At 62.7% G+C, this 13,809-nt stretch carries 14 protein-coding genes; 11 read left to right on the top strand and 3 right to left on the bottom strand.

What is annotated here, in order from left to right; genetic code table 11:
- Nucleotides 1-3: 3 nt before the first annotated feature.
- Nucleotides 4-1,302, bottom strand: coding sequence for an MFS transporter (locus tag C2L65_RS38700; RefSeq protein ID WP_042305432.1), 1,299 nt, complete (start codon nt 1,300-1,302; stop codon nt 4-6).
- 166 nt (nt 1,303-1,468) lie between these two features.
- Nucleotides 1,469-2,284: a putative hydro-lyase gene (locus C2L65_RS38695; protein WP_255221865.1), complete on the bottom strand. Its 816-nt coding sequence runs from the start codon at nt 2,282-2,284 to the stop codon at nt 1,469-1,471.
- 149 nt (nt 2,285-2,433) lie between these two features.
- Between C2L65_RS38695 and C2L65_RS38690 the strand changes: the two genes are divergently transcribed.
- From C2L65_RS38690 to C2L65_RS38645, 10 genes are all read left to right on the top strand, one after another.
- Nucleotides 2,434-3,366 carry a LysR family transcriptional regulator gene (locus C2L65_RS38690; protein ID WP_042305434.1) on the top strand — a complete coding sequence of 311 codons (933 nt, stop codon included), beginning with the start codon at nt 2,434-2,436 and terminating at the stop codon, nt 3,364-3,366.
- 217 nt (nt 3,367-3,583) lie between these two features.
- Nucleotides 3,584-4,828, top strand: a complete 1,245-nt coding sequence (locus tag C2L65_RS38685) for an urea ABC transporter substrate-binding protein (RefSeq protein WP_042305435.1) — start codon at nt 3,584-3,586, stop codon at nt 4,826-4,828.
- Nucleotides 4,829-4,889: 61 nt separating this feature from the next.
- Nucleotides 4,890-5,771, top strand: coding sequence for an ABC transporter permease subunit (locus C2L65_RS38680; RefSeq protein ID WP_042305436.1), 882 nt, complete (start codon nt 4,890-4,892; stop codon nt 5,769-5,771).
- Nucleotides 5,768-6,862, top strand: a complete 1,095-nt coding sequence (locus C2L65_RS38675; RefSeq protein WP_042305437.1) for an ABC transporter permease subunit — start codon at nt 5,768-5,770, stop codon at nt 6,860-6,862. Before C2L65_RS38680 ends, C2L65_RS38675 begins: the two co-directional genes overlap by 4 nt.
- Nucleotides 6,859-7,569, top strand: a complete 711-nt coding sequence (locus C2L65_RS38670; protein ID WP_042305438.1) for an ABC transporter ATP-binding protein — start codon at nt 6,859-6,861, stop codon at nt 7,567-7,569. Before C2L65_RS38675 ends, C2L65_RS38670 begins: the two co-directional genes overlap by 4 nt.
- On the top strand, nt 7,566-8,273 hold the full coding sequence (locus tag C2L65_RS38665; protein WP_042305439.1) for an ABC transporter ATP-binding protein: 708 nt from the start codon (nt 7,566-7,568) through the stop codon (nt 8,271-8,273). The genes C2L65_RS38670 and C2L65_RS38665 overlap by 4 nt, the downstream gene beginning before the upstream one ends.
- 13 nt (nt 8,274-8,286) lie before the next feature.
- The gene (locus C2L65_RS38660) at nt 8,287-9,273 is read left to right on the top strand and encodes an acetamidase/formamidase family protein (protein WP_042305440.1); all 987 of its coding nucleotides are present in this window, start codon (nt 8,287-8,289) and stop codon (nt 9,271-9,273) included.
- 58 nt (nt 9,274-9,331) lie between these two features.
- On the top strand, nt 9,332-10,486 hold the full coding sequence (locus tag C2L65_RS38655; RefSeq protein ID WP_042305441.1) for a transporter substrate-binding domain-containing protein: 1,155 nt from the start codon (nt 9,332-9,334) through the stop codon (nt 10,484-10,486).
- A gap of 1 nt (nt 10,487) precedes the next feature.
- Nucleotides 10,488-11,138: an ANTAR domain-containing response regulator gene (locus C2L65_RS38650; RefSeq protein ID WP_174485035.1), complete on the top strand. Its 651-nt coding sequence runs from the start codon at nt 10,488-10,490 to the stop codon at nt 11,136-11,138.
- 33 nt (nt 11,139-11,171) lie between these two features.
- Nucleotides 11,172-11,936 (top strand): SDR family NAD(P)-dependent oxidoreductase, encoded by a 765-nt coding sequence (locus tag C2L65_RS38645; protein ID WP_042305442.1) that lies wholly within the window; start codon nt 11,172-11,174, stop codon nt 11,934-11,936.
- 18 nt (nt 11,937-11,954) lie between these two features.
- Here C2L65_RS38645 and C2L65_RS38640 read toward each other — a convergent pair whose 3' ends face one another.
- Entirely contained in the window at nt 11,955-12,389 is a 435-nt protein-coding gene (locus C2L65_RS38640) for a MarR family winged helix-turn-helix transcriptional regulator (protein ID WP_042305443.1), read from the bottom strand.
- Nucleotides 12,390-12,549: 160 nt separating this feature from the next.
- On the opposite strand from C2L65_RS38640, the gene C2L65_RS38635 reads away from it, so the two are divergent.
- Nucleotides 12,550-13,638 carry a substrate-binding domain-containing protein gene (locus C2L65_RS38635; RefSeq protein WP_229516415.1) on the top strand — a complete coding sequence of 363 codons (1,089 nt, stop codon included), beginning with the start codon at nt 12,550-12,552 and terminating at the stop codon, nt 13,636-13,638.
- The last annotated feature ends 171 nt before the right edge of the window (nt 13,639-13,809 follow it).

The following is a 13,809-nucleotide window of genomic DNA, read 5'->3' as shown; positions in this document are numbered from 1 at the left end:
AGTTCATGCGGATTCGAGTTCGCGTCCGCGTGTTTCGGGCAGGGTGAGGGCGGCGATAATCAACACGCCGTAGGCGGCCACCGCAAAAATCCCGATGCTGGTACCAAGGCCGAACTCTTTCGACAGTGAGCCGATCAGCACGGGAAACAGCGCGCCGATCGCGCGGCCGACGTTGTAGCAGAAGCCCTGTCCTGAGCCGCGCACGCGGGTGGGGAAGAGTTCGGTGAGAAATGCGCCCATGCCCGAGAAGATGCCGGAGGCGAAGAAGCCAAGTGGAAAGCCGAGCCAGAGCATCGACGTATTCGTGAGCGGCAGCGACGTGTAAGCGAACGCGATGGCCATCGAGCCGACTGCGAACAGAATGAAATTGGGTTTGCGGCCAATGCGGTCCGTCAGCCACGCGCTCGACAGGTAGCCGATATACGAGCCAACGATGATCATCGCCAGATAGCCGCCCGTGCCCATCACCGTGAGATGGCGTTCCGTCTTTAGGAACGTAGGCAGCCACGTGGTGATCGCGTAGTAGCCGCCTTGCGCGCCCGTCGTGAGCAGCGCGGCGCGTAGCGTCGTGGACAGCAGCTTCGGCGCGAAAATCTCAGTGAAGCGCGGTGTGTCGTTGGTGTCGCGCCGGATCGCCTTCGCCTGCTCGAACACTTCGGGTTCCTTCACATAGCGGCGGATCACCAGCACGAGAGCGGCCGGTACGAGGCCGATCAGGAACAGCGCGCGCCACGCGATTTCCGGCGCCATCGCCGAGAAGAGCACGGCGTAGAGCAGGGCGGCCATGCCCCAGCCGAGCGCCCAGCCCGACTGCACGAGGCCCACGGCCTTGCCGCGGTCGCGTGCGCGAATCACCTCGCCGATCAGCACGGCGCCCGCAGTCCATTCACCGCCGAAGCCGAACCCCATCAGCGCGCGCGCGGCGAGCAACTGGCCGTAGTTCTGCGCGAGTCCGCATAGACCGGTGAAGACGGCGAACCACAACACGGTGAGTTGCAGCGTGCGCACGCGGCCGATGCGGTCCGACAATATGCCCGCGATCCAGCCGCCCAACGCCGACGAAAGCAGCGTCAGCGTGCCGATGAATCCCGCATCCGCGAGCGTGATGCCCCACGTCGCGACGAGCGTCGGGATGACGAACGAGAGCATCTGCGTGTCCATGCCGTCGAGCATGTAGCCGACCTTGCAGCTCCAGAACGCGCGACGCGCGCGCGGACCGGCTTCTGCATACCATGAAATCCGGCTGGCGCCGGCCGCTTCGCTGGGCTCGTCAGCGATTGCCGTGAGTGTCTTGCTGTCCATCTGTTGCTCCTGTTGATCGACGCGTGTGGGACGCTGGGGGCACGTGCGGCGCCGCACGCACGCCTGAAAATGATTCAAAGGAATGAGTCAGCCCCTCTGGTCGGCGCGGCCAGATCTCGTTCAACGAATGGGATGCCCAGCGATGCGGCGCAACGCGCCGCGTTTGTCAGAACACGGCTAGCGACGCGTTCGTGATATCTGTCATCAGCATGTGGCCCGGTGCATGGGCGATGGCGACGGGCAGCTTCGCCGCCATCAGCGCGGTTTGCGGAGTCACGCCGCACGCCCAGTAGACGGGCAGTTCGCCCGCGCGGATCGTCACCGCGTCGCCGAAGTCGGGGCGCGCGAGATCGGCGATGCCAAGCTCCGCAGGGTCGCCGATATGGACGGGCGCGCCATGCACGCCAGGAAAGCGGCTCGTGATCTGCACGGCGCGAATCGCGTCGGCGCCGCGCATCGGGCGCATCGACACCACGAGTTCGCCGCCGAACACGCCCGCGCGCCGGTTGGCGATATGCGTGCGGTACATCGGCACGTTGCGTCCCTCTTCGACGTGGCGCAGCCCGATGCCTTCGAGCGCGAGCATGTGCTCGAACGAAAACGAGCAGCCGATCGCGAACACGACGAAATCGTCCTGCCAGAGCGCTTCGATCGAGTCGACGCGCTCGCTCAGCACGCCGTCGCGATAGACGTTGTAGGCGGGCACATCGGTGCGGATGTCGATATCGCGCCCAAGCACAGGTACGCGGAAGTCGCCCGGTTCGCCGACGCCCAGCAGCGGGCACGGTTTCGGATTCGCATGGCAAAAGCGCAGGAAATCATGCGCGTGTACGGCGGGCAGTATCGCGAGATTGGCTTGCGCGTATTCGCCGCAATGTCCGGCTGTCGGGCCGCGAAAGTCGCCGTGACGAACGGCCTGGCGGAATTCGGATGGAGTCATGGTCGGGCGGGCTTCTGAATGTTTTCGGTTGGCGGCGCGCATCACATCTCGAATTGCGTACCGTCAGGCAAAGCATAGAAAAGAAGAAAATTTGACGCCAACTAGTTTTCTTTGCTGTCCACGAATAGAATTTCTTAACGAATCCGCGGGTTTTCCCGAGTCACGTCGCTTTTTTTGAAGCGCTTCGCGCCATGAACACTCGCTTTCTCGAAACATTCGTCACGCTCGCGAAATTGCGCAGCTTTCGCACGACGGCAGCGGCGCTGCACGCCACGCCCGCTGCGATTTCCCAGCGTCTGAAGGCGCTCGAAGATGAATTGCAGACCGTGCTGGTCGATCGCGACAGCCGCGAGTTTCGCCTTACGCCAAACGGCGACTATCTGCTCGGCTACGCGAAAGCCGTGGTCGAGGCGACGCGCCAGTTGCAGGCGGCCGCGTCCAACGAAGGCGCGATGCGCGGCAAGCTGCGGCTGGGCGTGATCGAAACGGTCGTACACAGCTGGCTTGCCGACTACATGCGCATGCTAGCCACCGACTACCCGCAACTCGAAGTGGATCTCGCGGTGGACGTGAGCGTGGTGCTGCAGCGCCGCCTGATGGCGGGCGAACTCGATCTGATCATTCGCGTGGAGGGCAGCGATGAGGAATCGGTGGTGTGCGACGCGCTTGCCAACTATCCCGTTCACTGGATCGCGCGCGCGGGTCTGTTGCCGTTGTCTCGCAGCGGGCTTGCAAAGCGCGTGTTGCGGCATCCCATCCTGACGTTCGGCCGTGGAACGGCGCCGCATCGGGCGCTCGAAGACATCGTCAGCAAGCTCGCGCTCGCGAATGGCGTGCCGCTCGCCGACACGCGCATCACCGGCTCGCCATCGATTTCGGTGATCGTGCAACTGGTGCGCGACGGCTTTGGTGTCGCGGCCATTCCGCGACTTTTCGTCGACGAGCTGATCGCGCGCGGCGAAGTGGTCGAGTTGCCTTTGCAACCGTCGCCGCCTTCGATCGTGGTGTCGATGTCGCGCCGCTCGGACGCGCCGTTGTTCGTACACGGCGCGGCGAATGCTGCACGTACCGCATGTCACGCGTACTGCGAGCATGGCGACGCGCGGCTGATCGAGCGGCTGTAATGCGGCGTTTCCGCGAGCGCGCGGATGGCAGAAGGATTTTTGATCAGCGTTGACAACGCAAAATTCGGCGCTTTAGACTGCATCCATTCCTCGCGGCCCGACAAAGATGTCCGCCCGAGGATCCGGCACAGAAGCCCCCTGACGAACCGTGTGTTCGTCAGGGGGCTTTTTTTTGTTCGCATTTTCGGGAGTTAGAGCCCATTTCTGGAGAATCCGCATGTTGCTTAAGCCGTCCGGCTGGATGCGTCTGGCCTTCATTGCAGGACTTGCAGTCACTTCGCTTGTCGCGAATATCACGGATGCCGCCGAACCCGTGAAAATCGGCCTGCTCGAAGACGCGTCGGGCAACTTCGCGCTCGCGACCATCCCGAAGATTCACGCCACGCAGCTTGCCGTCGACGAAATCAACGCGAAGGGCGGCATCCTGGGCCGCCCGATCCAGCTCATCGCGTACGACACGCAATCGGACAACACGAAGTTCCAGGAACTCGCGCGGCGCCTGGTGCAGACAGACAAGCCGGACGTGATCTTCGGCGCGTTCTCCAGCGCCTCGCGCGAAGCGATTCGTCCCATCATGGATCGCGCGCATCAACTCTACTGGTACGACAACCAATACGAGGGTGGTGTGTGCGACACCAATACCTTCGTGACGGGCGCCGTGCCGGAGCAGCAGTTCTCGACGCTGATCCCGTGGATGATGCAGAAGTTCGGCAAGAAGGTGTATACGATCGCCGCCGACTACAACTTCGGGCAGATTTCCGCCGAATGGGTGCGCAACATCGTGAAGGAGAACGGCGGCACGATGGTGGGCGAGGAATTCATCCCGCTGTCGGTATCGCAATTCGGCCAGACGATCCAGAACATCCAGAAGGCCAAGCCCGATTTTGTCGTGACCTTGCTGGTCGGCGCGAATCAGGCGTCGTACTACGAGCAGCAGGCTTCTGCACATCTGAATCTGCCGATGGCGAGTTCGGTGAACGTCGGTCAGGCCTATGAGCACAAGCGCTTCAAACCGCCTGCATTGAAGGACATGTACGTGACCGCGAACTACGTCGAGGAAGTCGACACGCCCGCCAGCAACGACTTCAAGAAGCGCTTTCACGCGAAGTTCCCGAACGAGCCGTACATCAATCAGGAAGCCGCCAACGCCTACGACGCCATCTACCTCTACAAGGCGGCCGCCGAGAAAGCGAAATCGACGAATCAGGATGCCGTGCGCAAGGCGCTGGAGAGCGGCGGCATCTGCACGGAAGGCGCACAGGGCAAGGTCTGCATCGACCCGAAGAGCCATCACGCGAGTCACACGATCTTTCTCGTGCATGTGAAGGACGACCATTCCGTCGATATCCCGAAGGTCTGGGATGACGTGCAGCCATACTGGCTCGGCAAGGTGGGATGCGATCTGCCGAACAAGCCGGATCATCGTCAGTACACGCCGTCGAATCTGCCGAAGAAGTCGTGACCCGAACGGGCGCGCCCGGATAGTTTGAAGGGCGCGCCCGTTCTCTGAAAGTGGAGCAATCATGGCCACCTTGTCGGTGCTCTATTCGCTGATCTATCAGTTCGGCGACAGCTTTGCATATCTGGTGCTGGCCGCGCTCGGGCTTGCGGTGATCTTCGGCATGATGGGCGTCATCAATCTCGCGCATGGCGAGTTCATCATGTGCGGCGCGTATGTCACGATCATCACGGCCAAGCACGGCGTACCGCTGCCGCTCGCGATGCTGCTCGGCGCGCTGGCCGCTGCCGTTGCCGGCGTCGTGATCGAGCGGCTCGTGATTCGTCATCTTTATGACCGCCTGTTCGATTCCGTCGTGGCGACGTGGGCCATCAGCCTGATCGTGCAGCAGACCATGCTGCTCGTCGCCGGTCCTTCGCTCGAAGGCATCGGCACGCCGTTCGGCGCGTTCTCGCTCGGCGAGTATTCGTTCTCGACGTATCGCGCGGTGCTGCCGTTGATCGCGCTTTGCATTCTGTTCGCGCTTTATCTACTGTTCTTCAAGACCAACTACGGTGTCTGTGCGCGCGCGACGATCCAGAATGCCAACATCGCGCAATGCCTCGGTTTGCGCACGGATCGTCTCTACACGCTGACCTTCGCGCTGGGCGCAGGGCTCGCCGGACTCACGGGTGCGCTCTATGCGCCGACCATGACGGCAGTGCCGACGATGGGCAGCAACTTCATCGTGCAGGCGTTTGTGTCCGTGGTCGTCGGGGGCGCGAACGTGATTGCTGGAACGACGCCGGCGGCGGGCGTGCTGGCGATCATCCAGACGGCGCTCACCGCGTCCTACGGTCAGCTGTTCGGGCAGATCGGCCTGCTCGTGACGGTGATCGTCGTGATCCGGTTGATGCCGCAAGGGCTCGGCAATCTGTTCATGCGCTTGCGCCGGGAGGAGACGTGAAGCAATCGGTGAAGCAATCGCAACTGGCTTCGTCAGGTCCGGCACCGCGCGCGCTGCGCTACGTGCCGTGGATCGTGGCGCTGTGTCTGCCGCTCGTCGTGGACGCGACCACGAGCGGCAATCTCGCCTACTGTCTGCTGTGGGCATTCAGCGCGGTCGGGCTCGCCGCGATGTGGGGCTATGGCGGCATCCTGTCGTTCGGGCAGACTGCGTTCTTCGGCCTGGCCGGCTACAGCTACGGCATCTTTACGCTGAACTTCGGCGACACGTGGTTCGATTCGTGGCTCGGCCTCGGCGCGGGCATCGCGGTGAGCGTCGTCGTGGCGGCGTTGATCGGCTACATGATTTTCTTCGGGCGCATCAAGGGCGTGTTCATCGGCATCGTGACGTTATCGGTGACGCTCGTGCTCGAAACCTTCATGGCACAGACGGCTGGGCCGCAATGGGCAATCGGCGAGGCGCGCCTGAACGGCTACAACGGCATGGGCGGCATGCCGCCGCTGACGATACCGTGGCCCGGAGGCCCGCTCACGCTGGAGAACACCAGCTTCTACTACCTGGTGCTGATCCTGCTGATCGCCGTCTACGCATTCATGCGCAAGCTGCTCGACGGGCCCTTCGGTCTCACGCTGATCGCGATCCGCGAGAATCCGCAGCGCGCGGAAATGCTGGGCGTCGATATCCGCCTTCATCAGTTGCTGGTCTTCGTGCTCGGCGGCACACTGGGCGGAGTGTCGGGTGCGCTGTACACGATCTGGGGCTCGTACATCACGCCGTCGACGATGGGCTTGACGGCTGCAGCGATGCCCGTGATCTGGGTCGCCACGTCAGGCAGGAAGAGCATCGGCGGCGCGATCGTCGGCACCGCGCTGCTCGTGTGGCTTTCGCAGAATCTCGCGGTATACGGCAGCCAGTACGCGCTGATCCTGATGGGCGCGATCCTGCTCGTGGTCGTGCTGGCCGCGCCCGAAGGCTTGCTGCCGTTCGTGGCAAGGCAGTTGCGGCGCTTCGAGCGTGAGCGCAGCGTTGGCAACGGTCGCAACCGCCCGTGTTTCGACGAACCGCTCAAGCAAGAGGAGGGCAAATCGTGACCGTGCTGCTCGAAACACGCGCGCTCAAGAAGCACTTCGGCGGCGTGCAGGTGATCAACGGTATCGACTTTCAGATCGACGCGGGCGAGATCCGCTGCGTGATCGGACCAAACGGCGCAGGCAAGAGCACGTTCTTCAAGCTCATCACGGGCGAGCATCGGCCGTCCGAAGGCAGCGTGCATTTTCTCGGGCAGGACATGAGCCACGTGCTGCCGCATGAGCGCATCCGCATGGGGATGAGCATCAAGTTTCAGATACCCGGCGTCTTTCCGGATCTGAGCGTGCGGCAGCATCTGCAACTCTCGCTGCATCGCGCGAAGGACGACCGGCCTGGAAGTATCGAAGAACTCTTGCAGCGCTTCTTGCTGGAAAGCGAAGAGCATGTGCTCGCGCGCAATCTGTCGCATGGCAAGAAGCAGTGGCTCGAAATCGCGATGGCCGTGTCGCTGCGGCCGAAACTGCTGTTTCTCGACGAGCCCGTCGCGGGCATGTCGATCGAGGAAACGCATGCAACGGGTGAACTCATCAAACGCCTTTCCGCATCCGGCCTGACGATGATGGTGGTCGAGCACGACATGACCTTCGTCAAACAGATCGCGACGCGCGTGACGGTGCTGCACGGCGGAAGACTGCTCGCCGATGGCCCGCTCGAAGAGATCCTCGCGCGCGACGATGTCGCGGAGGTGTATCTGGGGAAGAAATCATGAGCGCGCTTCTCGAAGTCGCGGACGTGGCAGCGGGCTATGGCGGCGGGCGCGTGCTCAACGGCGTGTCGTTCGGCATCGGGCGCGGCGAAGTGCTGGCGTTGATCGGACGCAACGGCGTCGGCAAGACCACGCTGATGCGCACGCTCATCGGTCTCGTCAAGCTCGATGCGGGCCACATCGTTCTGGACGGTGCGCCGATCGGTCACGAAAAGCCCTATGTGCGTGCGCGCAAAGGCATCGGCTACGTGCCGCAGGGCCGCGAAATCTTCGGCGCGCTGACGGTCGCGGAGAACCTTCAGGTCGGCGCGCAGGCGAACCCGGACAAGGCGGCGTTGATGCGGGAGAAAGTGGTCGGCTATTTCCCCATTCTCAAGACACGCTATCGGCAGAAGGCGGGCACGATGAGCGGCGGGGAACAGCAGCAGCTCGCCATCGCGCGGGCGCTCGTCAGCTCGCCGCAGGTGCTGCTGCTCGACGAGCCATCCGAAGGCATCCAGCCTTCCATTGTCGATCTGATCGGCGAGACGCTGCTGACGATCGCGCGTGAGACGGGCATCGGCGTGGTGCTGGTCGAGCAGGACATGGGCATGGTCGAACGCATCGCGACACGTTGCTGCGTGATGGACAAAGGGCGCATCGTCGACACGTTGAGCCCGGCGCAACTCGGGGATGAGCAATTGATACGCCAGTATCTGGCACTGTGACGGAGAGCAGAACATGAAATGGCTAGAAGAATCGATCATGATGAAGCGCGGCGTCGGCGCCGATCGCGAACCGGTGGAACATCATTTGACCGAAGAGTTGCAGAAGACTTTCCACTACACCATTGGGCCGTATTCGGAGCCCGTGCTGCACGTGAAACCCGGCGATCGGGTGGTCGTGGACACGCGCGACGCGTTCGAAGGCAAGATCAAGAACGAAACGGATAAGCCTTCGGAGGTGCTGAAGGTGCCGTTCCTCAATCCGCAAAACGGCCCCATCATGATCGAGGGCGCGGAGAAGGGCGATGTGGTCGCGGTGTACATCGAAAAGATGTCGCCGCGTGGCGATGACCCGCACGGCTTTTGCTGCATGATCCCGAACTTCGGTGGACTGACGGGCACCGACTACACGGCGCTACTCAACGAGCCTCTGCCGGAGGTGGTGCGCAAGATCAAGATCGATGAAGAGAACGTGTACTGGAGCAAGCGCAACACACTGCCGTACAAGCCGCATATCGGAACCCTCAGCCTGTCGCCCGAACTCGATTCGATCAATTCGCTCACACCCGATTCGCACGGCGGTAATATGGACGTGCCCGACATGGGGCCGGGCAGCATCACCTATCTGCCCGTGCGTTCTCCCGGCGGGCGGCTCTTTATCGGCGACGCGCACGCTTGTCAGGGTGATGGCGAAGTATGCGGCACAGCCGTCGAGTATCAGAGCACGACCACGGTACGGGTCGATCTCATCAAGAAATGGAAGATCGACTGGCCCCGGCTCGAAAACGAGGACGCGCTGATGAGCATCGGCAGCGCGCGGCCGCTCGAAGACGCGACACGTATTGCGTATCGCGAACTCGTGCTGTGGATGGGGGCGGAGTACGGCTTCGACAAGTGGGACGCGTATATGATGCTGAGCCAGGTCGGCAAAGTGCGGCTCGGCAATTTTGTCGATCCAAAATATACGGTCGGCGCGATGGTCGCCAAGCACTACCTCAAGTAAAACGATCTGCCGTGCGGGCATGGTCCCGCACGAAATCATATGGAGAGCGTGTCACGAAATGGCATTGTCCGATCCCATCAGAGTTGGTCTGCTTTGCTCCACGAGCGGCTCGACGGCGCTTCTGGAGCAGTCGCAATGGCGCGGCGCGTGCCTCGCGATGGACGAGATCAACGCGCGCGGCGGCATCGAAGGACGCGAACTCGTTGCGATTCACTACGATCCGGGCTCGGACCCCGCCGTGTTTCGCGAGCTTGCCGAGCGCCTGATCGTGCAGGACGGGGTCAACGTGATCTTCGGCGGATACACGTCCACGAGCCGCAAGGCGATGCTGCCCGTCGTCGAGAAGCACAACCGGCTGCTGATCTATTCACAGCAGTACGAGGGCTTCGAATACTCGGACAACATCATCTACAGCGGCGCGTCGCCGAACCAGAACGGCGTGCAGCTCGCCGACTTCATGACGCAGACGTTCGGCGCGCGTGTCTACTTCGTCGGCTCTCGCTACGTCTATCCGTACGAATGCAACCGGACCATGCAGGAGCTGCTGCTTCAGCATCCCGAAGGCGCGATACTCGGCGAGCGCTACCTGCCCCTCGAAGCGGACCGCGAACAGTTCGCGCAGGTCGTCGCGGATATCGCGCGCAAGTCGCCCGACTGGATCTTCTGCACGGTGATCGGCGCGACTGTGCCGTATCTTTACGAGGCCTACGCGCACGCGGGTTTCGATCCCGCTCGGATGCCGATCGGCAGCCTCAACACGTCCGAGACCGAAATTCATGCGATGGAACGCGGCATTGCTGCGGGACATTTCACGGCGGCGCCTTATTTTCAGAGCATCGACACAGCCGAGAATCATCGCGCGGTGCGGCAGCACCAGGCGCGCTTCGGCGTCGATACGCCGACTGACATGAACTGGGAAGCCGCTTACTATCAGATGCATATGTTCGCCGAAGCCTGCACACGCGCCGGTACGGACGAAATCGGCAAGATCATGCCGCATCTGCTCGGCTCCGAATTCGCGGCGCCGCAAGGCAGGGTGCGCATCGATCCCGTCAATCATCACATGGCGCTGTATCCGCGCATTGGCCGCGCGAATGCGGACGGCCAGTTCACCGTGCTGCGCGAATCGAAGTTCGCCGTCGGACCCGACCCGTACATGACGCGCCAGACGCTCGGGGACTGGGTCACGAAGTTGAGCACGCGGGACTACTGACGTGAGCGCGCGCATGGGCCGAGACCAACGCAGCCTCACCAGTTCGATTCTGGAGCGTCATCCGCGCGTGGTCGTGTTCCATCCCGATGATGACGACGGCCAGACCCTCACGAACCATCTCCGGCGCATGGGCTTTCAGGTCGAGCGATGCTGGCCGCCGCTGGAGACGCTGCCCGACAGGACGGATCTGGTGTTCCGTGCGCTGCTGCCCGAGGAGCGCGCGCCGAAAGACGAATGGTCCGGGCCGGATGCGCCGCCCGTCATCTGCGTAGTCGCGTATGAGAACCCGACCTTTATCGATCAGGCCATCAAGATGGGATCGGACGGCATCGTCACGACGCCGATTCGCGCGTCGGGCCTGCTGTCGACGGTGGTCATGGCGCTCTATCACGCGCGGCGTTCGCGGCAGCATTTGCAACGCATCGCCAGGCTCGAGCAGAAGCTGCTCGATAGCCGGCATCTGCAGGAAGCAAAGGGCATTCTCATGACGATGCATAGCGTCAGCGAGAACGAAGCGTACGACATGCTGCGCGCCCAGGCGATGGAGAAACGTGTGTCGATCGACGACATCTGTCACTCGGTGATCCAGGCGGGCGAGGTGCTGCAGATCAAGCGCGGCATGATGCCCGAGGATGGGCGCGGCGAAGACTGAATTCAACCGTAGGTTCAAAAAGGGGCAACCAGCATGGACTTGCAACTGAAGGGACTGAAGGCAATCGTGACGGGCGGGACCAAGGGCATCGGCCTTGCCATTGCGCGCACGCTCGCGCAGGAAGGCGCCGACGTGGCCATCTGCTCGCGCGACGCGGCAGCCGCGACGGCGACGGCGGGCGCGCTCGCGGAACTGGGCGGCGCGCGCGCGTCGGGCGCGGCCGTGGATGTCGCGGACGGCAGCGCGCTGAAGGCGTGGGTCGAACATGTCGCGAAGGACTGGGGCGGGCTGGATATCGTGGTGGCCAACGTGAGCGCGCTCGCCATCGGCAACGATATCGAATCGTGGCGCAAGGAGTTCGAGACCGACCTGCTCGGCACCGTCAATCTCGTCGACGCGGCCATGCCTTGGCTCGAAGCGAGCAAGGCGGCTTCGATCGTCGCGATATCGAGCGTATCGGGACGCGAGATCGATTTCGCCGCCGGCCCTTACGGCGTGTTCAAGGCAGCACTCGTTCACTACATGCAGGGGCTCGCGAATCAGCTCGCGTCCAAAGGCATTCGCGCGAACACGGTATCGCCCGGCAACGTCTATTTCGAAGGCGGTGTGTGGGACTGGATCGAGCATAACGACGCGGCGCTATTCGAGCGCGCGCTCGCGTTGAATCCGACCGGGCGCATGGCCAAGCCGCAGGAGATCGCGAATGCCGTAGCGTTCATCGCGAGCCCGGCGGCGAGCTTTGTGAGCGGCACCAACTTCGTGGTCGATGGCGCACTCACGCGCGGCGTACAGCTCTGAAGCGGGCGGGACGACGTGTCACCGTGGTCCCGACTCCTCGATAAACCGTTCGAGCAAACGCTTCAACTGCTTCGCGTTGCGAGGGCCAAGCGCTTCTTCGATGGCGGCATGATGCGCGTCCACGCCCGGTTGCAGACGGGCTAGCAGCTTGATGCCCCGGTCCGTGATGAAAATCAGCACCTTGCGGCTGTCGTAGTCGTCCGCCGACCGCTGCACCAGGCCGCGGCTCACGAGCTTGTCGACGTTCTTGGTCAGCGCGGGAAGGTTGAGGAGGACCTGAGCGGCGAGTTCGCTCATCGAGTGGCCCGTCTCGTCGGATACGGCATGCAGGATGCGCCAGTGCTCTTCGTTCACGCCTTCTTCGGCGGTCAGCTGGGCGAGACTGAGCTTCATCTGCCGATGCGCGGATGCGATGAGCCAGGCGAGGTATGAGGAGAGGTCTGTGTCCGGCATGGTAGATGCTTTGTGAAAGACGAATAGCTGAATCTTACGCAAAGAAACTTTCTGCGGAAAGTATCGGTGCAAGTGTCCTCTGGCGCGTGCGCGCGATGGTGCGCGCACGCCATTCGTTGGTGCATCCCGAATCGTTCGAACCCGCCGCGTCGACCGTTTGATGAAGCCGCGTTCCCGTGCTTGCCGCTCAGGGCAGGAGATGACCATCGCGTTGTGCGTGCCGCTAGGCGGCGCGGCCGGGCTTTGGGGGCCTTGCGCGCTTGCCTCGGCTCAACTCGCCGTGGACGAACTGAATGCGTCGTCGGGCATCACGGGCCGCCCCTGCCGGCTGTTGACGATCAATGCGGGCGACGACGCGCGCGAACTCGACGCCGCCTTGACCGACCTCGTCGGCGACGGTGCAATCGATGCACTCGTCGGCATGCACACGAGCGCAGTGCGCCTCGATCTGCTCAAAGCCGTGGGCGGACAGATACCTTTCGTCTATACGCCGCTCTATGAAGGCGGCGAGCGCACGCCCGGCGTATTCGCAATTGGCGAAACCACGCGGCGGCAACTCCAGCCGGCCATTCACTGGATCAGCACGCAGCGCCGCCCGAAGCGCTGGTTCTTCGTCGGCAACGACTATGTATGGCCTCACGCGACGCATCGCCTCGCTCGACGTTACGTGCTCGATGCGGGCGCCGAGGTGGTCGGCGACATGTATCTGCCATTCGGCGGAGGCGACTATGGTGAAGTGCTCGATGCGATCCGCAAGCGGCGTGCGGATGCCGTTCTGCTGTCTCTGATCGGCCAGGACACCATCGACTTCAATCGTGCGTTCGGCGAGGCCGGGCTCGCAACGCATATCGTGCGGCTGTCGTGCGCGCTCGGCGAAAACGAACTGCTCGGCATCGGCGCGCGCAACACGGCTGAGCTGTATGTCGCCTCGGGTTATTTCGCTTCATTGCGCACGGATGCGAATCTCGCATTCAAAGAGCGGTATCGCGGGCGATACGGCGCGCGTGCGCCGACGCTCGACACCTTCGGTCAATCCACTTACGAAGGCATTCATTTTCTCGCGGCGCTGTTCGACGACGCGCGGCGCAGACGTTTGTCCGAGCAGGCGGGGCTCGCGCAACTCGGCATCGCGCCGCTTTCCTATCGAAGCGCCCGCGATTCAGCCTATGCGGGTGGACGAGTGAACCACGTGCCCATCTATCTGGCGCGAGCCGAGGGCCATCATTTCGAGGTGCTTTCGCCGCTATAGGCGATGCGTGCTCCGTGCCACATCAGGCTTCGTCCAATTTAGTTTCCATGGAAAATAAATTGTTGACGCGGAAAATATGTGTCCATACCATGGCTCGCAGATCGGGACACATACAGGTCGATTCGTCCCGTTCATTACGACACGCCTGCATGAAGGCACAACAGCAGGCGG

Source organism: Paraburkholderia terrae, assembly GCF_002902925.1.
Lineage (GTDB): Bacteria > Pseudomonadota > Gammaproteobacteria > Burkholderiales > Burkholderiaceae > Paraburkholderia > Paraburkholderia terrae.
This window is presented reverse-complemented; position numbering and strand designations above follow the sequence as displayed.